The 26,393-nt window shown below is 69.6% G+C and carries 25 protein-coding genes and 1 pseudogene; 8 read left to right on the top strand and 18 right to left on the bottom strand.

Features of this window, described 5'->3' with window-relative positions:
- Positions 1 to 3: 3 nt before the first annotated feature.
- The 6 genes from cysS to FDZ84_RS13955 all read right to left on the bottom strand — a co-directional run bounded on the left by cysS (position 4) and on the right by FDZ84_RS13955 (position 4,347).
- Entirely contained in the window at positions 4 to 1,398 is a 1,395-nt protein-coding gene (gene cysS / locus FDZ84_RS13980; RefSeq protein ID WP_168586247.1) for a cysteine--tRNA ligase, read from the bottom strand.
- Between the two features lie 71 nt (positions 1,399 to 1,469).
- Entirely contained in the window at positions 1,470 to 2,150 is a 681-nt protein-coding gene (locus tag FDZ84_RS13975) for an HAD family hydrolase (protein WP_168586246.1), read from the bottom strand.
- A 109-nt stretch (positions 2,151 to 2,259) separates the two neighbouring features.
- Positions 2,260 to 2,460 carry a hypothetical protein gene (locus tag FDZ84_RS13970; protein ID WP_168586245.1) on the bottom strand — a complete coding sequence of 67 codons (201 nt, stop codon included), beginning with the start codon at positions 2,458 to 2,460 and terminating at the stop codon, positions 2,260 to 2,262.
- A 174-nt stretch (positions 2,461 to 2,634) separates the two neighbouring features.
- Complete coding sequence (ispF, locus tag FDZ84_RS13965; protein WP_210435561.1) at positions 2,635 to 3,117, bottom strand: 2-C-methyl-D-erythritol 2,4-cyclodiphosphate synthase; 483 nt, start codon at positions 3,115 to 3,117, stop codon at positions 2,635 to 2,637.
- Positions 3,114 to 3,839: a 2-C-methyl-D-erythritol 4-phosphate cytidylyltransferase gene (gene ispD, locus FDZ84_RS13960; RefSeq protein ID WP_168586244.1), complete on the bottom strand. Its 726-nt coding sequence runs from the start codon at positions 3,837 to 3,839 to the stop codon at positions 3,114 to 3,116. The genes ispF and ispD overlap by 4 nt, the downstream gene beginning before the upstream one ends.
- A gap of 19 nt (positions 3,840 to 3,858) precedes the next feature.
- Positions 3,859 to 4,347, bottom strand: coding sequence for a CarD family transcriptional regulator (locus tag FDZ84_RS13955; protein ID WP_168586243.1), 489 nt, complete (start codon positions 4,345 to 4,347; stop codon positions 3,859 to 3,861).
- 298 nt (positions 4,348 to 4,645) lie between these two features.
- On the opposite strand from FDZ84_RS13955, the gene FDZ84_RS13950 reads away from it, so the two are divergent.
- The 3 genes from FDZ84_RS13950 (at position 4,646) to disA (ending at position 8,000) form a co-directional block, all read left to right on the top strand.
- On the top strand, positions 4,646 to 5,233 hold the full coding sequence (locus FDZ84_RS13950) for a copper chaperone PCu(A)C (RefSeq protein ID WP_210435560.1): 588 nt from the start codon (positions 4,646 to 4,648) through the stop codon (positions 5,231 to 5,233).
- A 284-nt stretch (positions 5,234 to 5,517) separates the two neighbouring features.
- A complete protein-coding gene (radA, locus tag FDZ84_RS13945; RefSeq protein WP_168586242.1) occupies positions 5,518 to 6,894 on the top strand; it encodes a DNA repair protein RadA in 1,377 nt (458 codons plus the stop codon).
- The gene (gene disA, locus FDZ84_RS13940; RefSeq protein ID WP_168586241.1) at positions 6,891 to 8,000 is read left to right on the top strand and encodes a DNA integrity scanning diadenylate cyclase DisA; all 1,110 of its coding nucleotides are present in this window, start codon (positions 6,891 to 6,893) and stop codon (positions 7,998 to 8,000) included. Before radA ends, disA begins: the two co-directional genes overlap by 4 nt.
- A gap of 68 nt (positions 8,001 to 8,068) precedes the next feature.
- Here the strand turns inward: disA and FDZ84_RS13935 are convergent, their stop codons facing one another.
- Positions 8,069 to 8,662 carry a hypothetical protein gene (locus tag FDZ84_RS13935; RefSeq protein ID WP_168586240.1) on the bottom strand — a complete coding sequence of 198 codons (594 nt, stop codon included), beginning with the start codon at positions 8,660 to 8,662 and terminating at the stop codon, positions 8,069 to 8,071.
- Between the two features lie 340 nt (positions 8,663 to 9,002).
- Here FDZ84_RS13935 and FDZ84_RS13930 point away from each other — a divergent pair, with 340 nt between their 5' ends.
- The 5 genes from FDZ84_RS13930 (at position 9,003) to FDZ84_RS13910 (ending at position 13,602) form a co-directional block, all read left to right on the top strand.
- Positions 9,003 to 9,908, top strand: a complete 906-nt coding sequence (locus tag FDZ84_RS13930; protein WP_168586239.1) for an A/G-specific adenine glycosylase — start codon at positions 9,003 to 9,005, stop codon at positions 9,906 to 9,908.
- On the top strand, positions 9,908 to 10,435 hold the full coding sequence (locus FDZ84_RS13925) for a 2'-5' RNA ligase family protein (protein ID WP_168586238.1): 528 nt from the start codon (positions 9,908 to 9,910) through the stop codon (positions 10,433 to 10,435). The genes FDZ84_RS13930 and FDZ84_RS13925 overlap by 1 nt, the downstream gene beginning before the upstream one ends.
- 176 nt (positions 10,436 to 10,611) lie before the next feature.
- Positions 10,612 to 11,292 carry an ATP-binding cassette domain-containing protein gene (locus FDZ84_RS13920; protein WP_168586237.1) on the top strand — a complete coding sequence of 227 codons (681 nt, stop codon included), beginning with the start codon at positions 10,612 to 10,614 and terminating at the stop codon, positions 11,290 to 11,292.
- Positions 11,289 to 13,229, top strand: coding sequence for a YhgE/Pip domain-containing protein (locus FDZ84_RS13915; RefSeq protein ID WP_168586236.1), 1,941 nt, complete (start codon positions 11,289 to 11,291; stop codon positions 13,227 to 13,229). Before FDZ84_RS13920 ends, FDZ84_RS13915 begins: the two co-directional genes overlap by 4 nt.
- 64 nt (positions 13,230 to 13,293) lie before the next feature.
- Positions 13,294 to 13,602, top strand: a complete 309-nt coding sequence (locus FDZ84_RS13910; RefSeq protein ID WP_168586235.1) for an antibiotic biosynthesis monooxygenase — start codon at positions 13,294 to 13,296, stop codon at positions 13,600 to 13,602.
- A gap of 565 nt (positions 13,603 to 14,167) precedes the next feature.
- Here FDZ84_RS13910 and FDZ84_RS13905 read toward each other — a convergent pair.
- From FDZ84_RS13905 to panD, 11 genes and pseudogenes are all read right to left on the bottom strand, one after another.
- Positions 14,168 to 15,169 (bottom strand): endonuclease/exonuclease/phosphatase family protein, encoded by a 1,002-nt coding sequence (locus FDZ84_RS13905; protein WP_168586234.1) that lies wholly within the window; start codon positions 15,167 to 15,169, stop codon positions 14,168 to 14,170.
- Between the two features lie 391 nt (positions 15,170 to 15,560).
- On the bottom strand, positions 15,561 to 15,851 hold the full coding sequence (locus FDZ84_RS13895) for a hypothetical protein (protein ID WP_168586232.1): 291 nt from the start codon (positions 15,849 to 15,851) through the stop codon (positions 15,561 to 15,563).
- Positions 15,852 to 15,864: 13 nt separating this feature from the next.
- Positions 15,865 to 16,314: pseudogene (locus FDZ84_RS13890) on the bottom strand (DUF3558 family protein); the annotation flags it as partial.
- Positions 16,315 to 16,452: 138 nt separating this feature from the next.
- Positions 16,453 to 19,005, bottom strand: coding sequence for an ATP-dependent Clp protease ATP-binding subunit (locus FDZ84_RS13885; RefSeq protein ID WP_168586231.1), 2,553 nt, complete (start codon positions 19,003 to 19,005; stop codon positions 16,453 to 16,455).
- Between the two features lie 242 nt (positions 19,006 to 19,247).
- On the bottom strand, positions 19,248 to 20,126 hold the full coding sequence (locus FDZ84_RS13880) for an ABC transporter ATP-binding protein (RefSeq protein ID WP_246869002.1): 879 nt from the start codon (positions 20,124 to 20,126) through the stop codon (positions 19,248 to 19,250).
- On the bottom strand, positions 20,123 to 21,214 hold the full coding sequence (locus FDZ84_RS13875) for an iron chelate uptake ABC transporter family permease subunit (RefSeq protein ID WP_168586230.1): 1,092 nt from the start codon (positions 21,212 to 21,214) through the stop codon (positions 20,123 to 20,125). The genes FDZ84_RS13880 and FDZ84_RS13875 overlap by 4 nt, the downstream gene beginning before the upstream one ends.
- Complete coding sequence (locus FDZ84_RS13870) at positions 21,211 to 22,293, bottom strand: iron ABC transporter permease (protein ID WP_246869001.1); 1,083 nt, start codon at positions 22,291 to 22,293, stop codon at positions 21,211 to 21,213. Before FDZ84_RS13870 ends, FDZ84_RS13875 begins: the two co-directional genes overlap by 4 nt.
- 294 nt (positions 22,294 to 22,587) lie before the next feature.
- The gene (locus tag FDZ84_RS13865) at positions 22,588 to 22,944 is read right to left on the bottom strand and encodes an Lsr2 family protein (RefSeq protein ID WP_168586229.1); all 357 of its coding nucleotides are present in this window, start codon (positions 22,942 to 22,944) and stop codon (positions 22,588 to 22,590) included.
- A 185-nt stretch (positions 22,945 to 23,129) separates the two neighbouring features.
- A complete protein-coding gene (lysS, locus tag FDZ84_RS13860; RefSeq protein ID WP_210435699.1) occupies positions 23,130 to 24,584 on the bottom strand; it encodes a lysine--tRNA ligase in 1,455 nt (484 codons plus the stop codon).
- A 254-nt stretch (positions 24,585 to 24,838) separates the two neighbouring features.
- Positions 24,839 to 25,642, bottom strand: a complete 804-nt coding sequence (locus tag FDZ84_RS13855; RefSeq protein WP_168586227.1) for a type III pantothenate kinase — start codon at positions 25,640 to 25,642, stop codon at positions 24,839 to 24,841.
- Positions 25,643 to 25,914: 272 nt separating this feature from the next.
- Positions 25,915 to 26,391 carry an aspartate 1-decarboxylase gene (gene panD, locus FDZ84_RS13850; protein WP_168586226.1) on the bottom strand — a complete coding sequence of 159 codons (477 nt, stop codon included), beginning with the start codon at positions 26,389 to 26,391 and terminating at the stop codon, positions 25,915 to 25,917.
- Positions 26,392 to 26,393: the final 2 nt, after the last annotated feature.

Here is a 26,393-nt window from a genome sequence, read left to right as displayed (position 1 = left end):
GTGTTACCCGTCTTTCAATGTCCACATCGGACCGTCGGGGGTGTCCTCGACGGCAATCCCGCTGTCCTGCAACCGATCGCGCAGCAGGTCGGCGGTGGCGAAATCGCGCTCCTTGCGGGCCTGCTGGCGTTGTTCCAGGAGTGCCTCGACAAGGTCGGACAACGCGCGGTGCGCGGCGTCGTCCGCGCCGGAGTCGTCGGCCCACTGCTCGGACAGCGGGTCCAACCCAAGCACGTCCGTCATGGCCCGCACCGACGCTGCCGCGTCCCGGGCCGCCTCGTCGCCGCCGCGGTCCAGGGCGGCATTGCCTTCCCGGATCGCGTTGTGCACCGCCGCGATCGCCTGCGGCGTCGCCAGGTCGTCGTCCATCGCCGCGGTGAACTCCGCGGCCAGCGCGCCGTGTTCGACGCTGCCGGCGCGCTGGCCGACGCGGCGGACGAACGACTCGATGCGGCGGTACGCGGCGACCGCTTCGGCCAGCCCCGCCTCGGAGAACTCGATCGTGGACCGGTAGTGCGGGGTGACCAGGTAGTAGCGCAGCTCGGCCGCGCGGGCGCGCTGGAGCACGGCCGGGATGGACAGGGTGTTGCCGAGCGACTTCGACATCTTCTCGCCGCTCATGGTCACCCAGGCGTTGTGCATCCAGTACTGCGCGAAGCCGTCCCCGGCCGCGTTCGACTGCGCCAGCTCGTTCTCGTGGTGCGGGAACACCAGGTCCAGGCCGCCGCCGTGGATGTCGAACTCGCTGCCGAGGTAGAAGGTGGCCATCGCCGAGCACTCCAGGTGCCAGCCCGGCCGGCCGTAGCCCCACGGCGTCGGCCAGCTCGGCTCGCCCGGCTTGGCGCCTTTCCACAGCGTGAAGTCGCGCGGGTCGCGCTTGCCGCTGGCCAGGGTCTCGCCCTGCTGCACCTCTTCGAGGCGCTGCCCGGAGAGCTTGCCGTAGTGGTCGGCGTAGGAGGTCACCGAGAAGTAGACGTCGCCGCCCGCCGCGTACGCGTGTCCCTTGTCGATCAGCCGCTGGATCAGGTCGACCATCTGCGTGACGTGCCCGGTCGCGCGCGGCAGCACCGACGGCGGCTGGCAGCCGAGCTGGTCGTAGGCCCGCTCGAAGGCGCGCTCGTGCGTCGCGGCCCACTCCCACCACGGGCGACCGGCCTGGGCCGCCTTGGTGAGGATCTTGTCGTCGATGTCGGTGACGTTGCGGACCAGGCGCACGTCTTGGCCGGTGTGCTGCAGCCAGCGGCGCAGCACATCGAAGTTCAGGCCGCTGCGGACGTGTCCTACGTGAGGAATGCCCTGCACGGTGGCACCACAGACGTAGATCGACGCCACTCCGTCGCAGCGCGGGTGGAATTCGCGCGTCGTGCGGGTCGCGGTGTCATGCAGGTGCAGGCTCACGTCCCTGATGGTACGGGGGCAGGTCGACCCCCAATCACGACAGGGCCTGGCGAGTCAAGGGGTAGTGATCGTCAGCGCAGCACGTCGCGGACGGCGGTCAGCAGTCCGTCCGGCCGCTCGGTGGTGGACACCGGGTCGACGATCGCGACCTGGCATCCGACCGCGGCCGCGCCGCCGTCGGCCTCCTCGCTGTCGCCGACCATCAGCGCCTCGCCGGGCGCGACGTCGAGCCGCTCGCAGGCCCGCAGGAAGATCTTCGAATCCGGCTTGATCACGCCTTCGAGGTAGGAGAGCAGGAATTCATCGACGTACCGGGTGACACCGATCCGCTCGAACGCAGGGCGGATGTCGAACGCGATGTTGCTGATCACGCCGATCTTGATGCCCGCCTCGTGCACCCGGCGCAGCACGTCCGCGGCGTCCGGGTACGGCGTCCAGAAGTCGGTATCGATCAGCCGCTCGTAGAGGCCCTCGGCCTGGCCGTCCAGCACGCCGGAGCTGCGCAGCACCTCCAGGTAGACCTTGCGGTGCAGGGCGGGGTCCAGGTCGCGGTTCTCCCAGGCGTCCTGGAACTCGGGGCCGAGCTGCACGACCTGGCCGACCGGCGCGGTCATCCGGCGCATGACCTCGGCCTGCGCCGCAAGGTCGAAGAGGGTGCCGTCGGCGTCGGCGAGGTCGGAGAACCAGGACTCGTCCTCCTCCAGCCGGAAGAGCGTGCCGGAGAAGTCGAAGAGCACCGCGCGCAGAGTCACGGGGTCCACGGTAAGTGGACTGAACCGGGCCGAGCACCGACATGCGTCCAAGCTCACGACGCCGCCCCGGCCCGATGGTTCGCGGTTTCGATTGAAAACCGCGGTGCGGTCAGCAGCGCGGGGTCTGGTGGTTTCGCATCGGGACGACGATGCCCGCGATGCAGATCGCCGCGCTTGCCCACAACAGGACCACGGCCGCCGCCAGCCCGAGGCCGTCGCCCTCGGACCACAACACGAACGACATCGGCCACGCCAGCACCGGCTGCACTATGAGCAGCCGACGCACCCACCGGTTCCGCTCGATCTCCATGTGTCGAGCATGGCGCGCACCGACCCTGGCATTCCAGACCGCGAGCCCTGAGTTTTCCCCGACTCCGCCTACCCGTTACACCCCGGTACCTGTCCGTTACTCCAGAAGCCGCTGATCAGCGCCCGTGAGTGCTTTTCGGTGCTGTAGCGCCGAAAAGCACTCACGGGCACCGACTCAGGCCGTCGGGACGACCAGGGCGGTGGCGACGGCGGCGACGCCTTCGCCGCGACCGGTGAGGCCCAGGCCGTCGGAGGTCGTGCCGGACACCGAGACCGGCGCGCCGATCGCCGCCGAGAGCACCTGCTGCGCTTCCTCGCGGCGCCTGCCGATGCGCGGCGCGTTGCCGATCACCTGCACGGTCGCGTTGCCGATCCGAAAACCCGCCGCAGCGACCTGGTCTCGCACCTCGCCCAGGAAGTCCACCCCATGGGCGCCCGCCCAGCGGTCGTCATCGGTGCCGAACACCGCGCCAAGATCGCCGAGCCCAGCCGCCGACAGCAGCGCGTCGCACAGCGCGTGCGCCGCGACGTCGCCGTCAGAATGCCCGGCGCAGCCGTCCACGCCCGGCCAGAGCAGGCCCGCGATCCAGCAGTCGCGCCCGGCTTCGACGGGGTGGACGTCGACGCCTTGGCCGACGCGGGGCAGCAGCTCGGTCACTCGAGTTCTCCAGTGTCGTTCGCAACACCCGCATCCGAAGTCACGCCGACCACGGCCAGCACCGACTCGGCGATGGCCAGATCGAAGGCGGTGGTGATCTTCAAGGCGTGCGGGTGCCCGTCGACGGTGTGCACCTTGCCCCCGACCCGCTCCACGAGCCCGGCGTCGTCGGTGGCCACATCACCGGCCGCGGCGTAGGCCTCCCGCAGCACGTCGATGGCGAAGCCCTGCGGGGTCTGCACCGCCCGCAGCCGGGAGCGGTCCACGGTCGAAACGACGTCACCTGCCTCGTCGACCTGCTTGATCGTGTCTGTGACCGGCAGCACCGGGATCACCGCGGGAGCACCCCGCTCGACCGCGGCCACGACGTCCCGGATCATCGAAGCTGGGGTGAAGGCCCGCGCCGCGTCGTGCACCAGCACCACCCGCGCGTCCGGGGCCACCCGCTCGACCGCCTCCAGCGCGCGCCGCACGGAGTCGGTCCGCTCCGCTCCCCCCGGGACCACGTGCGCGGACGGCAGCGCGGCCAGCTCCGCGGCCACGACCTCGACCTGATCGGCCGGTGCCGCGACCACGACGTGGTGCACGCGGCCCGAGGCCAACAAGCCGCGGACCGCGCGCAACAACAACGATTCACCGTTCACCGGGACCAGCGCCTTCGGCATCCCGGCACCCAAGCGCACCCCGCGACCCGCCGCGGGGACCAGCGCAACTACGCTCACGCTCGTCTGTTCCCGATGATCACACTGCGGTGGCGAGGACTTCGTCCAGCAGGGTTTCCGCTTTGCCTTCGTCGGTACCCTCGGCCAATGCCAGCTCGCTGACCAGGATCTGCCGCGCTTTCGCCAACATCCGCTTCTCTCCTGCGGACAGTCCGCGATCCTTCTCGCGTCGCCAGAGGTCGCGCACCACTTCGGCCACCTTGTTCACATCGCCGGAGGCGAGCTTCTCCAGGTTGGCCTTGTACCGCCGAGACCAGTTCGTGGGCTCTTCGGTGTGCGGGGCCCGCAGCACGTCGAAGACCCGATCGAGTCCCTCCTGGCCGACAACGTCCCGGACGCCGACGAACTCGGCGTTGTCCGCGGGAACGCGCACGGTCAGGTCGCCCTGCGCGACCTTGAGGACGAGGTACTGCTTCTCCTCGCCCTTGATCACACGAGTCTCGATTGCTTCGATGAGCGCGGCACCGTGATGCGGGTAGACGACGGTCTCTCCGACCTTGAAAACCATGTGTCCTCTGCCCCTTTCGCTACGCCCACTTTAACACGTGGGGCAACTGGACCTCGACCACCTCACCATCCGTAATCGCAGGTCAGGCCGTGAACAGGGGTTGACAACAATGCCCCGGACGTGCAAGGACGCACCTTTCGGCCCACTGAAACCGTCCACTATGGACACTCCGATGGGGTTGTCGCGGCGGCGCCCGGTGACCCCGAAATAGGTAGTTCGGCTAGCCCCTGGAACGCCACGTGCAGGCGGGGATTAAGCTTCCCCCGGTTGTCCGGCAATCAGGAAGGACGCTGCAACCGTGAGCCGCCCTCAGCATCTCAAGGCCGTCCGCCTGCGGTTGATCCCGGCCGCTATCGGGCTCGGCGCCGTCGTCGCCCTCGCTGGGTGCAGTGCCGGTCAGGTGACCGAGACCGACACCCAGGTCGCCGCCGTCAACGGTGGCAGCGGCGATCTCAAGCAGATCGCGATCCGCAACGCCACGTTCACCTTCCCGACCTCCGGCGCCCGCTACCCGGCCGGTTCCTCCGCGCCGGTCCAGCTGGTGATTACCAACGAGGGCCCGGACGACAAGCTGGTCCAGGTCACCAGCCCCTACGCCGCGTCGGCCATCCTCGGCGGGATCACCGACGTGCCGAGCCGGACCGCGCTGCACGCCGTCGGCCAGTCCGCGGCGGTCCAGCACGGCGAGACGTCCGCGGACCGCGAGGTGCAAATCACGCTGAACGGCTTCAAGCAGGACATCACGCCGGGCGTGACGGTCCCGGTGACCTTCGTCTTCGAGAAGGCCGGCTCGGTCACCGTGCAGGTCCCGGTGGGCCCAGACCACACGCCGCGCCCCGAGCACGGCAGCCCGCTGCCGGGTGCCGAGCAGGGCGGCGGTCACTGACTGCAGGCTTCACCGGAATCGGGCCGTCCCCGCTCAGGGGCGGCCCGATTTCGCACCTCAGATGCCCTGCGCGAGATGCCCTGCGCGCCGCGACTCGCGGGACTGATACCGGCGCGCCCGGCTGAGTGGCGCAATTTCAATGGAAATCGAATGTCCGATTTCCATTGAAATTGCGTCGGCCACGGGACCTGCCCGCCGCTTTATCCACTCGAAGGTGGGGAATCCGCGAGGTTGCCGCGATGCCGGTGATCGGGCCTGTCGTCGCGGGCGGATAGCCTCGCGGCGTGCCCCCGAAGAACGCCCGCGCCGCCCGCCCCGCATACCGCTGCGCCGACTGCGGCCACGAGGTCGCCAAGTGGGTCGGCCGCTGCCCGAGCTGCCAGGCGTGGGGCACCATCGACGAGATGGCCGCAGCCCGCCCGGTGCTGACGAAGGTCGCGGCGGGCGCACCCGCCACCCCGGCCCGCCCCATCGCCGAGGTCGACCTCGACTCCGCCCGCGCCGTATCCACCGGCATCGCGGAGCTGGACCGGGTGCTGGGCGGCGGCATCGTGCCGGGCGCGGTCGTGCTGCTGGCCGGCGAGCCAGGTGTGGGCAAGTCCACACTGCTGCTGGAGGTCGCGCACCGGTGGGCCGCAGGCGCCTCACCCGGCCCGTCGCTCTACGTCACCGGTGAGGAATCCGCAGGTCAGGTGCGCCTTCGCGCGGAGCGCACCAGCTCGGTGCACCCGGAGCTCTTCCTCGGCGCCGAGAGCAACCTCTCCGCCGTGCTCGGGCACGTCGACGCGGTGAAACCGGGCCTGCTGATCGTCGACTCGGTGCAGACCGTGCAGTCGCCCGAGGCCGACGGCAGCCCCGGCGGCGTCACGCAGGTCCGCGCGGTGACCACCGCGCTGGTGGCGCTCGCCAAGGAGCGCGGCCTGCCGGTGGTGCTGGTGGGGCATGTCACGAAGGACGGCGCGGTGGCCGGTCCGCGCGTGCTGGAGCACCTGGTCGACGTCGTGCTGCACTTCGAGGGCGACCGGCACTCGGCGCTGCGGATGCTGCGCGGCGTGAAGAACCGGTTCGGCCCCGCCGACGAGGTCGGCTGCTTCGAGCAGCGCGACGACGGCATCGCCGAGGTCCCGGACCCCTCCGGGCTGTTCATCAACCGCCAGGAGACGCAGGTCGACGGCACCGCGGTGACCGTGATGGTGGAGGGCAAGCGCCCGCTACTGGTGGAGGTCCAGTCGCTGGTGATGAAGACCCAGATGGCCATGCCGCGGCGCTCGGTCAGCGGCCTGGACTCGGCGCGGGTGTCGATGATGCTCGCGGTGCTGGGCAAGCACGGCCAGGTGCACACCGGCGACTGCGACGTGTTCGCCGCGACGGTCGGCGGCACGAAGGTGCACGAACCCGCCGCGGACCTCGCGATCGCGCTGGCCATCGCCTCTTCGAAGAAGGGCAAGGCGCTCCCGTCGAACCTGATCGCGGTCGGTGAGGTGGGGCTGGCCGGGGAGATCCGGCGGGTCAGCGGCGTCGGGCGGCGGCTGGCGGAAGCGGCCAGACTCGGCTTCGACCGGGCGCTGGTGCCGCCGGACGCGGGCCCGCTGCCGAAGGGCGTGCGCGCCACGGTGGTATCGAACCTCAGCGAGGCGCTCACGATCGTGAGGTGCAAATGAGCCACGAGCAGCTGCGCGGCACGCTCGCCCGGCTGGCTCCCGGAACCGCGCTGCGGGACGGGCTCGAGCGCATCCTTCGCGGGCGCACCGGCGGCCTGATCGTGCTCGGTTACGACCCGGCGGTCGAGGCGCTCTGCGACGGCGGGTTCCACCTGGACATCGAGTTCAGCGCTACCCGGCTGCGCGAACTGTCCAAGATGGACGGCGCGGTGGCGCTGTCCACGGACGCCAAACGGATCATGCGGGCGAACGTGCACCTGGTGCCCGATGCCAGCACCCCCACCGAGGAGTCCGGCACCCGGCACCGCACGGCGGAGCGCACCGCGATCCAGACCGGCTACCCGGTGGTGTCCGTCAGCCAGTCGATGAGCATCATCAGCGTCTACACGCAGGGCCACCGGCACGTGCTGATCGGCTCGCCGGAGATCCTGTCCCGCGCGAACCAGGCGCTGGCGACCCTGGAGCGCTACACCGCGCGGCTGGCCGAGGTCGCGCAGACGCTGTCGGCGCTGGAGATCGAGGACTACGTGACGTTGCGCGACGCGATGACCGTCGTGCAACGGATGGAGATGGTGCGGCGGATCGCCGACGAGATCGAGGGCGACGTCGTCGAGCTGGGCAAGGACGGCCGGCTCATCGAGCTGCAGCTGGACGAGCTGGTCGGCTCCTCGCGGGAGGCGCGCGACCGCCGGGGCCACGCCCGCGACGGCATCGACCTGGACCGGGAGCTGATCGTGCAGGAGTACCTGCCGACCAGCGGCGCGATGCCGACCTCGGAGCAGGTCGAGACGGCGCTGCGCAAGCTCGACGGCACGGAGCTGCTGGACCTGACCGCGATCGCCGGCGCCTTCGGCTACCCGGACACGCCGGAGGCGCTGGACCAGCACCTGACCCCGCGCGGCTACCGGCTGCTCGCCAGGGTGCCGCGGCTGCCCGCCACCATCCGCCGGCAGCTGGTGGAGCACTTCGGCTCGCTGCAACGGCTGCTCGCGGCGACGGTGGACGAGCTGCGCGCGGTGGAGTCGATCGGCGACACGCGGGCGAGCCTGGTCCGGGAAGGCCTCTCCCGGCTCGCCGAATCATCCATAGTGGACCGATTCCCCTAAAGCCGTTGCAGTCTCTCCGATTTCGCCATGGCTCCGCCGGTCAGGATGTGCCGGTCAGGATGTGCCGGTCAGGGTGCGGCGGTCAGGCGGAACGGGGTGGGCGAGCTGTTGAGCGCCGCGACCCTGGCCAACACCTGGTAGGCGCCCGCCGGTGCGCGCCCCGGCTCGTCCCGGCAGTCCGCTGTGGACATCTGGCCGGACCACTGGACGTCGTTGCGCACCGACTGCCCCGGCTGCAGCAGCGGCTGCTCGTTGGTCGACTCCGAGTAGCAGTCGTTGCTGGACCACACGTGCTTGCCGCCCGGGGTCGACACGGTCAGCTCGCGCAGCATTCGGTTGACGTCCCGCACGCACGCCCGGTCGCCCGCGTTGGTCACCACGATGCTCATGCCGATCCGCTCGCCCACCTTGAACTCCGGGCGGGCCACCTCGGCGACGACGCGCATCGCCTGGTCCGCGCACGGCGGCGGCGGGGCGTCGGCCGCCACCGCGACCGGCGGACCCGGCGGCGGTGCCTGGGCCGCCTGAGGCTCCGAGGCGCCGCCGATCAAGGCGATCGCACCCCAGCCGATGAGGACCGCTGCGAGCACGGCCGCACCAATCGCCACCGCGCGGCGACGCCAGTACACCGCGGGCGGAAGCGGCCCGGTCGGATCAAGCACGGCACGACAGTAACTCGATGACTACTCCGAACAGCGTTACCATCGATCACCCAATTGGGCGTATCGCATTCGATCATGCCTACAGCACCCGATTCCGCGACCCGCCGACCACCGATCCCGGGCCTCGCACCCGAGCACGCGGTTTCGCGGCGGCGCGGCGTGCCCGGTGGTTCCTCGCGAAACCGCGCCCCCGCAGCGCGCGAGGGGCGTTTTTGCAGGTAGCCAAGGCCGTTCGGTTCCAGTCGAGTGGAACTCCGTACGGCGGGCGGGGCGGGCGCCAGGTGACGGGCTCGGACGCGGTTCCGCGAGGGTTCGGGGACCTGGCAGGATCGGTCGTGTCATGAAGACCACCGCCGCGCATCCCACCGTCCCGCCCCTGGACCCGGTCGACTTGATCGACTGGTTCGCCGCGACCGCCCGACCGCTGCCGTGGCGCGCGCCCGGCACGACGGGTTGGGGCGTGCTGGTCAGCGAGACGATGCTGCAGCAGACCCCGGTCAACCGGGTCCAGCCGATCTGGGAGGAGTGGATGCGCCGCTGGCCGCGTCCCTCCGACCTCGCCGCCGAGTCGCAGGGCGAGGTGCTGCGCGCCTGGGGGAAGCTCGGCTACCCGCGCCGGGCGCTGCGGCTGTACGAGGCGGCCGCGACCATCGCCGCCGAGCACGGCGATGTCGTCCCGTCCGACGTCGACACCCTGCTGGCGCTGCCGGGCATCGGCGCCTACACCGCCCGGGCCGTGGCGGCCTTCGCCTACGGCAAGCGGGCGCCGGTGGTCGACACGAACGTCCGGCGGGTGGTGGCGCGCGCCGTGCACGGCGCCGGTGATGCCGGTCCGCCGTCGACCAAGCGCGATCTCGACGACGTCGACGTCCTGCTCCCGGCCGACGACGCCAGCGCCGCGAAGCTGTCGGCGGCGTTGATGGAGCTCGGCCAGGTGGTGTGCACCGTCCGGTCGCCGCGGTGCGAGGCCTGCCCGATCGCGCACGACTGCGCGTGGCAGCACGCGGGCCGACCTGCCTACGCCGGGCCGCCTAAGAAGGTGCAGAAGTTCGCCGGCACCGATCGCCAGGTTCGCGGCAAGCTGCTGGACGTGCTGCGCGGTTCGACCGGCCCGGTGCTGCGCGAGCAGCTGGACGCGGTGTGGTCGGACGCCGGGCAGCGGGACCGGTGCCTGGACTCCCTGCTGGTGGATGGGCTCGTCGAGCAGACCGACGACGGCCGCTTCGCGCTCCCCGGCGAGCACTGATGGCGCAGGCGTTGGTGTCGTTCTTCGACGACGCAGCGGAATCCGGGATCCAGGCGTTGTGGCGCCGCTTGGACGACGCCGGGGTGCCGAGCATCGCCACCCGATCCGGCGGCAAGCACCGTCCGCACGTGACCTTCGCGGCGGCAGCCGGGATCCCCACCGCCGCGCGCAAGGCGCTGCGCACCGAGCTGGAGCTGCTGTCCATTCCGGACCTCTGGCTGCACACCCTGGGGACGTTCCCCGGCGAGGACCGGGTCCTGCTGCTGGGAGCGGTCGTGGACACCGAGCTGCTGGCGGTTCACTCGGCGGTGCACGACGCACTGGCCGGGCGCGTGCAGCACCCGTCCGCCTACTACTTCCCCGGCGCCTGGATCCCGCACTGCACGCTCGCCCAGGGCATCACGGACGACCAGCTGGCGGTGGGCTTCCGGGCCCTGCAACCGCCGGAGCCGGTACGAGCCGGGATCAGCGAGATCGCCATCGTCGACACGCGAACCGGCGACACCGAAACCATCATCACCCGCTGATCGCAGGTTCCGCGTAGCCCGCTGCCGCGGACCGGACACGCCGAAGGTGCGGTTTTCCGGCAAGACCGATCCACCTGGCACGAGGCGCAACGTCGACCTCGCTCCACTTTGGACATGAGTTGCCGAGATCCGCGCGAGCCGCCACTTTGGACACAGTCATGCGCTCAGGAGGGTGAATGGACGTCGACGGTGTGGCCATCCTCGCCCGCGGAATCGCCGCCAGGGGCCCCGAGGGCATCATCTTCGCCGACCTGGACCTGCGCGTCGAACCCGGCGCGCTCGCCGTGGTGGCCGGGCCCTCCGGCACGGGCCGCACCTCGCTGCTGCTCGCCCTGTCCGGCCGCCTCCCGCTGATCACCGGGCACCTGGACGTCTCCGGGCATGTGCTGCCCGCGCAGGCCAAGGCGGTGCGGCAGCTGATCCGCCCGGCCCGGCTGCGCCCGGGCTACGAGTTGGAGGCCAAGCACCGGGTCCGCGAGGCGATCGTGGAACGCCGCCTGATCAGCGGCGTCTCCGAGCGCTCCATCGATGCCGCGCTCGACAAGGTGCGGATCGCCCCGGACCGCACCGCGCTGATCGACGAGCTGCACCCCGCCGAGCGGCTGCTGCTCGCGGTGGCCCTGACGGTCGCCTCCGAGCCCGCCGGGATCCTCGTCGACGACGTGGACGCCGGTCTCCCCACGTCCGGGCGGGCGCAGGTGTGGGCGGGGCTGCGCGAGGTGGCCCGCACCGGGATGACAGTGCTGGCCAGCGCCACCGATCCGCCGTCCGGCGACGTCGACGTGATCCCGCTGCCCGCGCGCGAACCCGACCGCCCCACGAAGGTGCTCGACCTGCAGGAAGAGGTCACCCGGTGAAAGCGTTCAAGCTCGCCTGGCTGGAGGTGCGGCGCTTCCGCGGGCCGCTGCGCCGCTTCGTGCCGCTCGTCCTGGTCCTAGTCCCGCTGCTGTACGGGTCGCTGTACCTGTGGTCGAACTGGGACCCCTACGGCCGGTTGAACCGGGTACCGGTCGCGGTGGTCAACTCGGACCAGCCGGTGGACAGCCGCGGCGAGCACATCAACGCCGGCGAGCAGTTCGTCCAGCAGCTCAAGGCCACCGACATCTTCGACTGGAACTTCGTGGACTCCGCCGAGGCCCGGCACGGGCTGCAGGAGGGCCGGTACTACTTCACGATCGAGGTCCCGTCGGACTTCAGCACGAAGCTGGCGACCGCGGCCGACCGCGGCCCGGAGCGCGCCTCGCTGCAGTTCGTCAAGAACGACGCCAACGGCTACATCGCCGGGATCATGGCCGACACGGTGCAGACCGAGCTGCAGAACCAGATCAACGCCGCCGCGCACGCCACCTACGCCCGCGCGCTCTACGGCGAGCTCGACCAGGCGCGCGGGAAGCTGCAGCTCGCTTCGGAAGCGTCGAAGCAGCTCGTCGAGGGCACTGATCTGAGCAAGCAGGGCACCGCGGCGCTTTCCAAGGGCCTCAACGGGGTTCGCGACGGCACCGGCGAGGTTTCGCGCGGCGTGCAGAGCATCTCCGACGCGACCGCGCAGCTGGATCAGCAGCTGCGCACGATCAGCAACTTCACCGCCGAACGGCTGCCGGGCGCGGTCAACGCCCTGGTCAACGCCAGCAACGTGGCGGTCAACAGCCTGAGCACGATCAAGGCCACCACCGGTTTCCTCAGCCAGCGCGCGGCAGAAGGCCGCGCGGCCATCGAGGAACTCGGCCAGAAGCATTCCGAGATCGCGCAGGATTCCGCGTACCAGCGAGCGCTGGACAACGTCCGCAAGATCGCCGACTCGGCGGCCGCCGCCGAAAAGGACGCCCAGCAGGCCCTGACGACCGCGCAGGACGCCAACGGCCAAGCGCTGGCCCTGCAGAACAACGTCGGTCCGCTGCAGAACCAGATCCGCGCGATCACGGCCCCGGCGGACACGCTGCGCGCGGGCGCCGCGGAGCTCGCCGGTGGTTCCAACGGCATCACCAACGGCCTCAACACGCTGGCCGCTAGCAGCGGGGTGCTGGAGACCGGCGCCGGGCAGCTCAACGACGGCGCGAAGAACCTGCTGGGACTGGTCGACGACACGCTGGGCAAGATCCCGCCGACGAACCCCACCGAGGTCGCCAACGCCGCCGACGTCCTCGGGTCGCCGACCGAGATCCACACCGAGAACCTCAACCCGGCCAACGTTTACGGGCGCGGGCTGGCGCCGTTCTTCTTCGCGATCGCCCTCTGGGTGTTCGGCCTGTTCGCGTACCTGCTGCTCAAGCCGGTGAACCTGCGCGCGCTCGCGGACCGCGTCGGGCCGTGCACGATCGCGTTCGCCGGGTTCCTGCCTGCGGCGGTGCTGAGCGTGCTCGGCGGGCTCGTGCTGTACGCGGTGGTCGACTTCGGGCTCGGGCTCGACCCCTTGCACGTTTGGTGGACGATCGGACTGGTGACCCTCGCCGCGGTCGCGTTCGTGGCGATCGACCACTTCCTGCGCACGGCGTTCGGCACGGTCGGCGGCCTGTTGTCGCTGGTGCTGCTGATAATCCAGCTCACCGCCTCCGGCGGCCTGTACCCGATGGAGACGACTCCGGTGCCGTTCCAGGCGATCCACCCGTTCCTGCCGATGAGCTACCTGGTGGACGGGCTGCGGGTGACGATCTCCGGCGGCATGACGGAGCACCTGCTGCGCGACGTCGCCGTGCTGACCGGATTCCTGGTGGTCTTCCTGGCCCTGACGACGCTGGCGGTGCAACGCCAGCGGTCCTGGACGATCGCCCGCCTGCACCCGCAAATCGAGTTGTAGCGCTCGCCTGTGACCTCTTGCCACGCGGTCGCAGGCCACCCCTTCAGGCTCGTAGGCTGGCTACATGGCTGTTGTGAAGATCAATGCTATCGAGGTTCCCGAGGGCTCCGGTCCGGAGTTGGAGAAGCGGTTCGCTTCGCGGCACGGCTCCGTGGACAGCGCTCCCGGCTTCCTCGGCTTCGAGCTGCTGCGCCCGGTCAAGGGCGAGAACCGGTACTTCGTCTACACGAAGTGGGAGTCCGAGGAGGCGTTCCAGGCGTGGGCTAGCGGCCCGGCCAAGGCGGCGCACGCCGGTGAGGCCAAGAACCCGGTGGCAACCGGCTCCAGCCTTCTGGAGTTCGAGGTCGTCCAGGAGTCCCACCCGGGCGCCTGACCCAGCGAACGCTGATCCTGCTGGTTGCGTCAGCGCGTCAGCGCGTCAGCGCGTCAGCGCGTCAGCGCGTCAGCGCGTCAGCGCGTCAGCGCGTCAGCGCGTCAGCGCGTCAGCGCGTCAGCGGCGTCAGCGCGTCAGCGCGTCAGCGCGTCAGCGCGTCAGCGCGTCAGCGCGTCAGCGCGTCAGCGCGTCAGCGCGTCAGCGCGTCAGCGCGTCAGCGCGTCAGCGCGTCAGCGCGTCAGCGCGTCAGCGCGTCAGCGCGTCAGCGCGTCAGCGCGTCAGCGCGTCAGCGCGTCAGCGCGTCAGCGCGTCAGCGCGTCAGCGCGTCAGCGCGTCAGCGCGTCAGCGCGTCAGCGCGTCAGCGCGTCAGCGCGTCAGCGCGTCAGCGCGTCAGCGCGTCAGCGCGTCAGCGCGTCAGCGGCGCGGTCAGCGCGTCAGCGCGTCAGCGCGTCAGCGCGTCAGCGCGTCAGCGCGTCAGCGCGTCAGCGCGTCAGGCGGCGGTCAGCGCGTCAGCGCGTCAGCGCGTCAGCGCGTCAGCGCGTCAGCGCGTCAGCGCGTCAGCGCGTCAGCGCGTCAGGACGAGCGTGGCGAGGATCGCGCGATGGTCGGCGCCCGCCACGTCGAAGGTCCGGTAGGACTGCGCGGCGATGCCCTTGGTGGTGAGCACGTGGTCGATCGTGACCGGCGGCGGGAACCAGGAGCCCGGACCCGGCCAGGTCGGGTGCAGGCCGGCACCGGTGACCTCGGCGGCGTCGGTGTAGCCCTGGTTGAGCAGGTACTTGAGGCGGGTGTGGTCGAGGGTCGCGTTGAAGTCGCCCGCCAGCATCCGTGGCGTGCCGTCGGCGGCCGGGCCCGGTAGCGCGCGCAGGTCGCTGGCCCAGAGCTCGGCTGTGTCGCGACCCATCGGGTACAGCGGGTGCACCGCCACGATCTCGAAGTCCCGCGCCCCCGGCACCTGCACCCGCGCCGAAGGCTGGGCCAGCGTCGTCTGCGGCACCAGCGCCGTTTCCTGCACCGGATAGCGGGAGGCGATCCCGGTGCCGTCCGCCTTCGGCCCCGGTTGGTACACCCGGTGCGGCAACACTTCGGCGAGTCCGGCGGCGTCCAGCGCGGCCACCATCTCGGGCGTGAGTTCCTGCAGGCTGAGCACGTCGACCTGGTTCTGCCGCACCAGGCCGACGACCTGCGCGGCGTCCGCGCCGCCGAAGTAGGTGTTCAGCGACAGCACCCGCAGCGCCACGCCCTGTGCCGGGGTCGTGTTGGGAATCGCCCGGGGCACGACCGACAGCGCCAGGGACGCGGTGACCAGGCCGACGACGAGCGCGGTCAACCAGCGCCGCAGCATCAAGCCGAGCAACGCCAGCACGATGCCGGCCAGCAACGCGTACTGAGTGAGCGCCACCAGCGCGACCGTGTACCGGTCGCCATCCAATCCGGCCAGCGGCAGCGCCGCCCACGCCGTGAATCCCAGTGCTGCCAGCAACAACAGCGCCGTGATCGCACGCCCGCCAGGTTTGCGGCGCGGCTGCTCCTCCTGCTCCGGCGCGGCCAACAACGTCTGATCCATGTGACACCCCTTATCGTCCGCGCCATCCAGCCTGTCAGCGAGCTGTGCGCGGCCTGTCAGGACCCTCGTCGACGTTGGTGGGTGCAAGCCGGAGGAGGTTGGCATGTCATTCCCGCCGCTCAAGCCCCGTGAGTGGTTTTAGGCGCTATAGCGCCTAAAACCACTCACGGGCACCTACCAGCCGAAACCCTGCTCCACCTTGCTCAGGAACCCGCACCAAGCCGCGTGGCTGACCACGATCTGCCCATCCCCAGGCGCCTTCGAATCCCGCACGCGACAGCCTGGTCGGTTAATCGAACCTCGACGCAGGCGTTGCTCTCTCGGGCGGTCCTGATCACGGCGATCCTGACGGTCGCGGCGTTCGTGGTGATCCGCATCCGCTGAGCGGCGATCAGGACTTGAAGTCGAGATGCCCAATGCGCTCCTCCACAGTGACGATATTGCGCAGTGCCTCGCGGGTGCAGGTGAGGAAGGAACGCCACGCCGCAGCCTGTTGATCGAGGAGCGACCGGGTAAGGGCGTTCCCAGCCTGGGCTTCGTGGAGTGCCTGGCACAGCTTGTATTCGATCTCGGTGAGCACCCCCAGTGTCCGGGCCTGCTCCGCCTCAGTCATCAGCAGGCTGTAATCACGCGTTGCTGGGTCCGGAACCTCCGGATGCTGACCACCGTCCGCTGAAGACATCGAAACTCCGCTTCTACTTCGGAAGATGCGCAAGCACCAAAGGTGCGGCCTGCTGCGCCAGCTTGCACCCAGCTTCGACATCCCCGCCGATGTTCCCATCGGTGCTCAATGATTCCGTCGGCGACACAGCGATTGCCACCGTGCAGATGTCACCAGTTGCGCCCCGAACGATCTTCGCCGTTTTCCCCGACACCTCGGTGTCTTCGACTGAACCACCGGAGAAGTTCAACTGGTCCAAAGCTCGGTCCGGGTTCAACGAGATCCCAAGTTGACCAGGACCTTCGCTCACGTTGAAGCGGCAACCAGGTGCTCCTGCCACGTCCCGACGAACACCCTGATCAACTCCGAGCTGCTGTGGTTCGTCGTCCGTCAGCAGCTGGCAAGGATCAACCCCGGCCAACACACCTCCAGACGGCGCTTCTGAACTCACGGACGAGTTGTCGGCCGTCTCCGATGGCTCGGTGCTGCACCCGCCGCAGCTTCTCCAGGCTTCGCGACGCCGTCGCCGAGGCCAACCGGGAAATGATCACCCGATCGGTTTGAACCCAATCCAGAAGGCCCCGCCTCCCGGGCGCGGGAAGCGGGGCCTTCTGGTGGTGCATCAGGCGGACTCGGTGTCCGTGCCCTCCTGCTTGTCGTCGGAGCTCGCCGAGACCGCGACCGGCGGGGCGTCCGGGACCAGCGACGGCTTCTGCTCGCCGCGGAAGGTGAAGTGCGCCTTGTCGTCGGCTCCTTCGCCGTCCCAGCCCTCGACGTCGACGATCACGATCTGGCCCGGCTGGACCTCGCCGAAGAGGATCTTCTCGGAAAGCTTGTCCTCGATCTCCCGCTGGATCGTCCGGCGCAGCGGCCGCGCACCCAGCACCGGGTCGAACCCGCGCTTGGCCAGCAACTTCTTCGCCTTGTCCGTCAGCTCCAAGCCCATGTCCTTGGCCTTGAGCGCCTTCTCCACCCGGCCCGAGAGCAGATCAACCATCTGGATGATCTGGGCCTCGGTGAGCTGGTGGAACACGATCACATCATCGATGCGGTTGAGGAACTCCGGCCGGAAATGCTTCTTCATTTCCTCGTTGACCTTGTTCTTCATCCGCTCGTAGTTGGAATCGGCGCCCTGACCACTGGAGAAGCCCAGACCAACAGCCTTGGAGATGTCCTGCGTACCGAGGTTCGAGGTGAAGATCAGCACCGTGTTCTTGAAGTCCACCGTCCGGCCCTGACCGTCGGTCAGCCGACCGTCCTCCAACACCTGCAACAGCGTGTTGTAGATCTCTTGGTGGGCCTTCTCGATCTCGTCGAAGAGCACCACCGAGAACGGCTTGCGCCGCACCTTCTCGGTGAGCTGACCACCCTCCTCGTAACCGACGTACCCGGGCGGGGCACCGAAGAGCCGCGACGCGGTGTAGCGGTCGTGGAACTCGCCCATGTCGATCTGCACCAGCGCGTCGTCGTCACCGAAGAGGAACTCCGCCAACGCCTTGGACAGCTCCGTCTTCCCGACACCCGAGGGACCGGCGAAGATGAACGACCCCGACGGACGCTTCGGGTCCTTCAGGCCCGCACGGGTACGGCGGATCGCCTGCGACACGGCCTTGACCGCGTCGTCCTGGCCGATGATGCGCTTGTGGAGCTCGTCCTCCATGCGCAGCAGCCGGGTCGTCTCCTCCTCGGTGAGCTTGAACACCGGGATACCCGTCCAGTTCGCCAGCACCTCGGCGATCTGCTCGTCGTCGACCTCGGCGACCACGTCCAGGTCACCGGCCTTCCACTGCTTCTCCCGCTCCTCCTTCTGGCCGAGGAGCTGCTTCTCCTCGTCCCGCAGGCGGGCGGCCCGCTCGAAGTCCTGCGCGTCGATCGCGGACTCCTTCTCCCGACGCACATCAGCGATCTTCTCGTCGAACTCCCGCAGGTCCGGCGGCGCGGTCATCCGGCGGATCCGCATCCGGGCACCGGCCTCATCGATCAAGTCGATCGCCTTGTCCGGCAGGAACCGGTCGTTGATGTAGCGGTCGGCCAGACTCGCCGCCGCCACCAGCGCCGAATCCGTGATCGACACCCGGTGGTGCGCCTCGTAGCGGTCCCGCAGACCCTTGAGGATCTCCACCGTGTGCTGCAACGACGGCTCACCGACCTGGATCGGCTGGAACCGGCGCTCCAACGCCGGGTCCTTCTCCACGTACTTGCGGTACTCCTCCAGCGTGGTGGCACCAATGGTCTGCAACTCACCACGGGCCAGCATCGGCTTGAGGATGCTCGCGGCATCAATCGCGCCCTCGGCGGCACCCGCACCCACCAGAGTGTGGATCTCGTCGATGAACAAGATGATGTCGCCGCGGGTCTTGATCTCCTTGAGCACCTTCTTCAAGCGCTCTTCGAAATCACCGCGGTAACGCGAACCAGCGACCAGCGACCCCAGATCCAGGGTGTAGAGCTGCTTGTCCTTCAGCGTCTCGGGCACCTCGCCCTTGACGACCTTCTGCGCCAAGCCCTCCACGACCGCCGTCTTACCGACACCGGCCTCCCCGATGAGCACCGGGTTGTTCTTGGTGCGCCGCGAGAGGACCTGCATGATCCGCTCGATTTCCTTCTCCCGGCCGATCACCGGGTCCAGCTTGCCCTCGCGGGCGCTCTGCGTCAGGTTCCGCCCGAACTGGTCCAGCACCAGCGACGACGACGGCGTGCCCTCACCGCGGCCACCGGCCTCAGCAGGCTCCTTGCCCTGGTAACCCGACAGCAACTGCAGCACCTGCTGACGCACCCGGTTCAAATCCGCACCAAGCTTGACGAGCACCTGCGCGGCCACGCCTTCGCCCTCGCGGATCAGCCCGAGCAGGATGTGCTCCGTGCCGATGTAGTTGTGGCCGAGCTGCAGCGCCTCGCGCAGCGACAGCTCCAGCACCTTCTTGGCCCGTGGGGTGAACGGGATGTGTCCGCTGGGGGCCTGCTGCCCCTGGCCGATGATCTCCTCGACCTGTTGGCGCACGCCCTCAAGCGCGATACCCAGCGACTCCAACGCCTTGGCGGCGACACCCTCACCCTCGTGGATCAAGCCCAGGAGAATGTGCTCGGTGCCGATGTAATTGTGGTTGAGCATCCGGGCCTCTTCCTGGGCCAGGACGACCACCCGCCTCGCGCGGTCGGTGAACCTCTCGAACATTCGCACTCCCTGACTGCTGCGCCGGCGGTCTCGTTCCGGGACACGGCTCCTGCATCGCCGATGCCCACGACGGGTTCAGCACTCTTGGGGACCACTGTAGTAGCCCCACCCGGTCGCGGTCCGTGCCCGCTACGGCCTACTGCCCACATTCTTGTCCGGCACCCTGGCCAACGACCCGCTGGCCTGCGGGATTCCGGATTTCGACCGATCGGATGGCCCTGTCCGCTCAGCGCGAACAAACCCTACGAGCCGGACTGATCGGCGGACGCACCACGTCGGCCGCCGATCGGGACCACCATCGGGGTACCCGCCACGGGATCAGCAATCACCCGCGCGTTCAGCTCGAAAACCTCGGCCAACAACTCCTCGGTTAGCACGTCACCCGGCTCGCCCTCGGCGACGATCGCGCCGCCCTTCATCGCCACCAAGCGGTCGGCGTATCGGGCGGCCAGGTTCAGGTCGTGCAGCACCATCACGACCGTACGGCCGCTCTCGTCGTGCAGCCGCCCGACGAGCTCCAGCACGTCCACCTGGTGGGACAGGTCGAGGTAGGTCGTCGGCTCGTCGAGCAGCAGCAGGTCGGTGCCCTGCGCCAACGCCATGGACAGCCAGGCGCGCTGCCGCTGGCCGCCGGAAAGCTCGTCCAGGGTGCGGTCGGCGAGGTCCTCGATGCCGGTCATGCCCAGCGCCTCGGCCACCGCCGACTCGTCGTCCGAGGACCACTGCCGGTACCAGGACTGGTGCGGGTGCCGACCGCGGGCGACCAGGTCGGCAACGGTCAGGCCCTCGGGCGCCACCGGCGACTGCGGCAGCACCCCGAGCACCTTGGCGACCTCCTTGGTGGACAGCTTGTGGATCTGCTTGCCGTCCAGCAGCACGCTGCCGCGCTTCGGGTGCAGCAGGCGCCCCAGCGCGCGCAGCAGCGTCGACTTGCCACAGCCGTTCGGGCCGATCACCGCGGTGATGGTGCCGTCCACGACGTCGAAGTCCAGGCCGTCGACGATGACGCGGTCGCCGTAGGCCAGCTGCAGGTCGCTGGCGTGCAGCCGCTGCCGTTCCCCGTTGGTCGACACGGCGCGCTGGTCCTCGGCCTTCTCGCTGGACGTGGCGGATGCGGTCATGCGCGGACCTCCCGATACCGACGGACGAGCAGGTAGATCAGGTACGGAGCGCCGAGGATGGCGGTGATGATGCCGACCGGAAGCTCCATGCCGCCGAAGGCGGTCCGGGAGATCACGTCGGAGCCGACGACCAGCGCGGCGCCCAGCACCGCCGAGGTGAGCAGCGGCGGGCGCGAGGTGCGCGCGACGCGCAGCGCGATCTGCGGGGTGGCCAGCGCGACGAACTGGATCGGCCCGGCCGCGGCGGTGGCGATCGACGCGAGCGCGACCGAGGCCAGCAGCAGCGCGCCGCGCGAGAAGTCCATCCGGACGCCCAGCCCGCGCACCGTGTCGTCGTCGAACTGCAGCGCCCCGAGCACGTGCGTGCCGATCAGCGTCGGCGGGATCAGCACGACGAGTGCGATAGCCACCGGGATTGCGTGTTCCCAGCCGCGCGCGTTGAGGCTGCCCGTCAGCCACACCATGGCCCGGCTCGCGTCGGTGACGTCGCCGACGGTCAGCAGCCAGTAGGTCGCGTTGCCCGCCAGCGCGCTGACACCGACGCCGACCAGCACCAGCCGGAAGGAGTCCACGCCGCGGCGGTAGGCCAGCGCGTAAACCGCGATGCCGGTGATCAGCCCGCCCGCCAGCGCCACCAGCGGCAGGCCGTAGTTCGCCAGCGCGCCCGCGAGGCTGCCCGCCGTGCCGCCGAGCACGATCACCAGGGTCGCGGCGGTGCCCGCGCCCCAGGTGATGCCGAGCATGTCCGGGCTGGCCAGCGGGTTGCGGGCGAGCGCCTGCATGATCGCCCCGGAGAGGCCGAGCGCGGCGCCGACCAGCAGACCGGTCAGCGACCTCGGCAAGCGCAGCTCCCAGATGATGATCTGCTGCGCCCGGTCGCCGCCGCCGACCAGCGTGTTGAGCACCTCCGGCGGGCTGATCTGGTACTCGCCGAGACCGACGTTGAGCACGAAGGCCGCGAGCAGCACGACCAGGCCGCCCAGTAGCGCCACCAGGGGCCGCCAGCGCAGCACCCCGGAGAACGGGCCGAGCCGGACCGGTCGGCGACCGGCGATGCCTGACTGCTCGTTGTCGAGAACCCGGGTCACAACCGCACCAACTTCCGGCGGCGCACGAGCGCTATGAAGAACGGCGCGCCGACCATCGCCAGCATCACCCCGACCTGCACCTCGGACGGCCGCGCCACGATCCGGCCGAGCACGTCGGCGAGCAGCACCAGCGACGCGCCCAGCAGCCCGGCGAATGGGAGCAGCCAGCGGTAGTCGGCACCGGTGAAGAAGCGGGCCACGTGCGGCACGATCAGACCGACGAACCCGATCGGCCCGCAGATCGCGACCGCCCCGCCCACCAGGATCGCGATCCCGGCGATGCCCGCCCGGCGCGCCCACTCGACGCGGTGGCCGAGCGAGCGGGCCACGTCGTCGCCCAGCGACAGGGCGTTGAGGCTGGACGCGTTGGTCAGCGCCAGCCCGACGCCCACCACCAGGAACGGCAGCACCTGGGGGATCACCGTGGTGTCGGTGATCGCGATGGATCCGACCTTCCAGAACCGGTAGGTGTCCATGGTCTGCTGGTCGGAGATCACCAGCGCCGAGGCGATGGCCTGCAGCAGGTGGCTGATCGCGGTGCCGGCCAGCGCCAGCGCCACCGGTGTCGGGCCGCCGCGGCCGAGGGAGCCGATCGCGAACACCGCGAGCGCGCCCAGCAGCGCGCCGGCGAAGCCGAACCAGATGAAGCCGAGCAGCGTGGTGACGCCGAAGGTGTAGACCGCGAGGACGACGGCCAGCGCCGCGCCCTGCGTGATGCCGAGGATGCCGGGGTCGGCGATCGGGTTGCGGGTGTGGCCCTGCATCAGCGCGCCCGCCAGGCCCAGCGCCGCGCCCGCGAGGACGCCGACGATCGTGCGCGGCACCCGCAGCTCGCGGATGATCAGGTCGTTCTCGGTACCGGTCGGCGCGAACAGCCCGGCCCACACGTCCTGCAGCGGGATCGTCTTGGCCCCGATCACCACGCTGAGCACGCAGGCGACCACCAGCACGACCAGCAGGACCGCGATGCCGATGACCCGGCGGCGCCGGCGTTGTCGCAGGCGGGTGCCGCCGGCGGACGTGGGTGCCGCACCGTGCCCGGATGCGCGAGGGCTGCCGACGGCCACGCTGCGACTCACGTCCCACTCCCTCTGCCACTCCTCCGGACCGCACTTAGGTTAGGCCCACCTAAGGATGAACCAACAGGGTGGTGCGGATTGTCCGATGTCACATTTCGGCGCCCGACCGACGCCGACCGACGCCGACCGACGCCGACCGACGCCGGGAGCATCCGGGAAAAAGTGCAACGGAGGCGACAATCGGACAGGATCTCGCGCGCTTTTCCGCCCGCTAAGCGGTGAATAGAGTTATCCGAACGCAACGAGGGGCGTTTGCCGGCTGGTGAGCCCGGCAAACGCCCCTCGGCGGTTACTTCAGTTCGCCTGGTGGTACTGCTCCACGATGTCGGCGGGGATACGACCCCGGTCCGACACCTTCAGGCCGCGCTTGCGAGCCCATTCCCGAATGGCCTGGTTCTGCTCGCGATCGGCACTCGTGGAACCGCTGGCGGAACGCACCGCCGCGGCACCCGGGCGCGGACCCGGCTTCTTGCGGCCGCCGGCCCGACGCGCGTTGGTGACGTAGTTCGCCAGGGCATCCCGCAACTCGCCGGCATTGTCGACGGAAAGGTCGATCTGGTAGGCGACGCCGTCCAATCCGAACTCAACGGTTTCGTCGGCCTGCCCGCCGTCCAGATCGTCGACAAGAGTGACAGTGACCTTCTGCGCCATCTTCGAAGTCCTCCCCGGAGCCAAAATTGTGCAATAGCGGGACGGCGACCATCCGCCAGGAGCGCAACTCCCTTGCGAGTACGTCAATAGCCGTCACCGGAACATTCTGAGCTCAGGTTAGCGCAGTAACTGCCTTATTGCACTCACCCGGGCCAGAAAATTCACCGGTGTCCGCCCTGATCGGGTCATTCCGGGCGGACCAGCGGGAAGAGGATCGTCTCCCGGATACCCAGCCCGGTCAACGCCATCAACAACCGGTCGATACCCATTCCGACCCCACCGCTGGGTGGCATTCCGTACTCCAGCGCGCGGAGAAAGTCCTCGTCGATCGGCATAGCCTCGTCATCACCCGCGGCCGCGAGAGCGGCCTGCTCCTCGAGCCGGGCGCGTTCCACGACCGGGTCGACGAGTTCGGAGTATCCGGTGGCCAGCTCGAACCCGCGAACGTACAGGTCCCATTTCTCCGCCAACCCCGGCTCGCTGCGGTGTTGCCGGGTCAACGGCGAGGTCTCCACCGGGAAGTCGCGAACGAAGGTGGGCGCGGTCAAATGATCCCCTACCAGGTGTTCCCACAGCTCCTCGACGAGCTTTCCGTGACCGTGCGCGGGATCGGTCTGCAATCCGTAGGAGTCCGCGTGCTTGCGCAACGCCTCGACCGAAGTTTCCGGAGTGATCTCCGAATCCAGCGCTTCCGACAAGGAGTCGTACATCCTGATCGACGCCCACTCGCCGGACAAGTCGTACTCGGTCCCGTCGAACCAGGTGACCACCTGCGAACCCGCGACCACTTCGGCAGCTTCCTGGATCAGCGACGTGGTGAGCGCGGCCATGTCGTCGTAATCCGCATAGGCCTGGTAGAACTCCAACATCGCGAACTCGGGTGAGTGGGAAGAATCACTACCCTCGTTGCGAAAGTTCCGGTTGATCTCGAAAACCTTCTCGATCCCGCCGACGACGCATCGCTTCAGATACAACTCCGGCGCGATCCGCAGGAACAAGTCCATGTCGAAGGCGTTGGAATGCGTCGTGAACGGACGCGCGGCGGCACCGCCTTGCAACGTCTGCAACATCGGGGTTTCCACCTCGACAAAACCGCGCCGATTGAACGAATCGCGCAGCGAACGCTGCATCGCGGCGCGAGTGCGCACCGTGTCGGCGGCCTGCTTGCGGACGATCAGGTCGACGTAGCGCTGCCGGACCCGCGTCTCCTCGCCGAGGTCCTTGTGCATCACCGGCAGCGGGCGCAGCGTCTTGGCCGCCATCCGCCACTCGTCGGCCATCACGGACAGCTCGCCGCGCCGGGAGGTGATCACCTCGCCGTGCACGAAGACGTGGTCGCCGAGGTCCACGTCGCTCTTCCAGGACGCCAGGGCATCCTCGCCGATCTGCTTGAGGCTGAGCATCGCCTGCAGCTCGGTGCCGTCGCCGGCGCGCAGCGTGGCGAAGCAGAGCTTTCCGGTGTTGCGCAAGAACATCACGCGGCCCGCGACGCCGACCTGCTCGCCGGTGGCGGTGTCGGACGCCAGGTCCTGGTGGGCGGCGCGCACCTGGGACAGACTGTGCGTGATCGGCAGGTTGACCGGGTACGGGTCGACTCCGGCGGCGAGCAGGCGCTCCCGCTTCTCCCGCCGGATCCGCATCTGTTCCGGCAGGTCGTCGACGCCGTCAGCGCTGGTTGCCGGGGAGGTGGGAAGGTCCTGGTCAGTCACGGCCTCCAAGGGTACGTTTCGCCCTCCCACCACCCGCCACCAGGAGCCCTTTCAGCAGTTGACCTGTTCCCGCTCGGCCCCGCTGCGGTGCGAGCGCTGGAACCTCGGACGCCTTCCCGGCTCCGGGCTCCCCGATTCGCGCACGACCAGTCCTCGCGGATCCCGACGAGTCGGGACCTCCGGTGTCAGCGGAAGTTCCGGTCGAAGACGAGGCGGAGGCCGAGGAGGGTCAGGTCCGGAACGTGGTGGGTGATCGTCGTCGACTCGGTCACCACCAGCGGGGCCAGGCCGCCGGTGGCGATGACAGTGGTGGGGCCGCCGTGGGTGGACTCCAGCTCCGCGACGATGCGGCGCACCAGGCCGTCGACCTGACCCGCGAAGCCGAACAGGATGCCGGACTGCAGGCACTCCACGGTGTTCTTGCCGATCACCGATCGCGGCCGGACCAACTCGACCTTGCGCAGCTGCGCGGCCCGCGAGGCCAGCGCGTCCAGCGAGATCTCGATGCCCGGGGCGAACGCGCCACCCAGGAACTCGCCCTTGGCCGAGATGACGTCGATGTTCGTGGAAGTGCCGAAGTCGACCACCGCGCAGTTGGTGGCGTGCAGGTGGTGCGCCGCCAGGGTATTGATCACCCGGTCCGCACCGACCTCCTTCGGGTTGTCCACCAGCAGCGGCACCCCGGTGCGCACGCCCGGCTCGACGACCACGCGCGGCACGTCACCCCAGTAGCGGCCCAGCATGACGCGGAGTTCGCGCAGCAGGGCGGGCACTGTGGACAGCGCCGCGATGCCGGTGATCTCGTCCGCGTAGTCCCCGAGCAGCCCGCGCATCGTCAGCGCCATCTCGTCGGCGGTCATCCGCGGCTCGGTACGCATCCGCCAGTCCCGCACCAGCGTGGTGGCGACGTCGGCGTCCGCGACCTCGGGGCGGTCGGCGTAGAGGCCGAGCACGATGTTGGTGTTTCCGACGTCGATGGCGAGCAGCACCGTCGTTGGTCCCTTCGGTTGTCAGCGATCACGCGGGCGGCGGCCCTGCCGCGCTCGGCTGGGCTCTGACGTCAGGCAAGCGCCGCTTTCTCCTTCACCGCGCACTCAACTCGGGTTCTCAGACATCGCGAGGACACCCCACACCCCGAGCTCTTCTCGCGAGGACAGCCCCGAAGCCGCGTTATTGGACACCGGGGATCCCGCAGTCGAGAGGGCGTCCGCGGTTCCCCTACCCCGCCACGCAAACCGACCACGAACCCTCCCCGCAAAGCTCAGTGCTCCGGCTGTTGCAGGAGGGCGTCGAGCTTCGCGGCGTCGTCCGTCTCGGCCGTCGGGTCGGCGAGCACCGCCGCGCTGGTAAGACCCGAACCCGCCGGGGCGCTGCCCGGGTCCTCGCCCCGCTCCAGGATCCGGTTGTCCGCGTCGACGAAGATCACCTTCGGTCGCACCGAACGCGCCTCCATCGCGTCCATCACGCCGTAGGACAGCAGGATCACGATGTCGCCGGGCTCGATCAGGTGCGCGGCCGCGCCGTTGATGCCGATCACCCCCGAGCCACGCTCGCCGGTGATCACGTAGGTCTCCAGCCGCGCGCCGTTGGTGACGTCGACGATGGCGACCTGCTCGCCTTCCAGCAGGTCCGCGGCATCCATCAGGTCAGCGTCGACGGTCACCGAACCGACGTAGTGCAGATCGGCCTGGGTCACCGTGGCGCGGTGGATCTTGGACTTCAGCATGGTGCGGAACATCG

The sequence above is a fragment of the Saccharopolyspora sp. ASAGF58 genome, assembly GCF_012277335.1.
GTDB classification, from domain to species: domain Bacteria; phylum Actinomycetota; class Actinomycetes; order Mycobacteriales; family Pseudonocardiaceae; genus Saccharopolyspora; species Saccharopolyspora hattusasensis.
This window is presented reverse-complemented; position numbering and strand designations above follow the sequence as displayed.

Excerpts from the sequence above, each read along its gene's own strand:
- FDZ84_RS13970 (WP_168586245.1), bottom strand. The coding sequence starts at position 2,460 with ATGGAGATCGAGCGGAACCGGTGGGTGCGTCGGCTGCTCATAGTGCAG.
- FDZ84_RS13955 (WP_168586243.1), bottom strand. The coding sequence starts at position 4,347 with ATGGTTTTCAAGGTCGGAGAGACCGTCGTCTACCCGCATCACGGTGCC.
- disA (WP_168586241.1), top strand. The coding sequence starts at position 6,891 with ATGAGCCACGAGCAGCTGCGCGGCACGCTCGCCCGGCTGGCTCCCGGA.
- FDZ84_RS13930 (WP_168586239.1), top strand. The coding sequence starts at position 9,003 with ATGAAGACCACCGCCGCGCATCCCACCGTCCCGCCCCTGGACCCGGTC.
- FDZ84_RS13925 (WP_168586238.1), top strand. The coding sequence starts at position 9,908 with ATGGCGCAGGCGTTGGTGTCGTTCTTCGACGACGCAGCGGAATCCGGG.
- FDZ84_RS13920 (WP_168586237.1), top strand. The coding sequence starts at position 10,612 with ATGGACGTCGACGGTGTGGCCATCCTCGCCCGCGGAATCGCCGCCAGG.
- FDZ84_RS13910 (WP_168586235.1), top strand. The coding sequence starts at position 13,294 with ATGGCTGTTGTGAAGATCAATGCTATCGAGGTTCCCGAGGGCTCCGGT.
- FDZ84_RS13905 (WP_168586234.1), bottom strand. The coding sequence starts at position 15,169 with ATGGATCAGACGTTGTTGGCCGCGCCGGAGCAGGAGGAGCAGCCGCGC.
- FDZ84_RS13895 (WP_168586232.1), bottom strand. The coding sequence starts at position 15,851 with ATGTCTTCAGCGGACGGTGGTCAGCATCCGGAGGTTCCGGACCCAGCA.
- FDZ84_RS13885 (WP_168586231.1), bottom strand. The coding sequence starts at position 19,005 with ATGTTCGAGAGGTTCACCGACCGCGCGAGGCGGGTGGTCGTCCTGGCC.
- FDZ84_RS13880 (WP_246869002.1), bottom strand. The coding sequence starts at position 20,126 with ATGACCGCATCCGCCACGTCCAGCGAGAAGGCCGAGGACCAGCGCGCC.
- FDZ84_RS13865 (WP_168586229.1), bottom strand. The coding sequence starts at position 22,944 with ATGGCGCAGAAGGTCACTGTCACTCTTGTCGACGATCTGGACGGCGGG.
- lysS (WP_210435699.1), bottom strand. The coding sequence starts at position 24,584 with ATGCGGATCCGGCGGGAGAAGCGGGAGCGCCTGCTCGCCGCCGGAGTC.
- panD (WP_168586226.1), bottom strand. The coding sequence starts at position 26,391 with ATGTTCCGCACCATGCTGAAGTCCAAGATCCACCGCGCCACGGTGACC.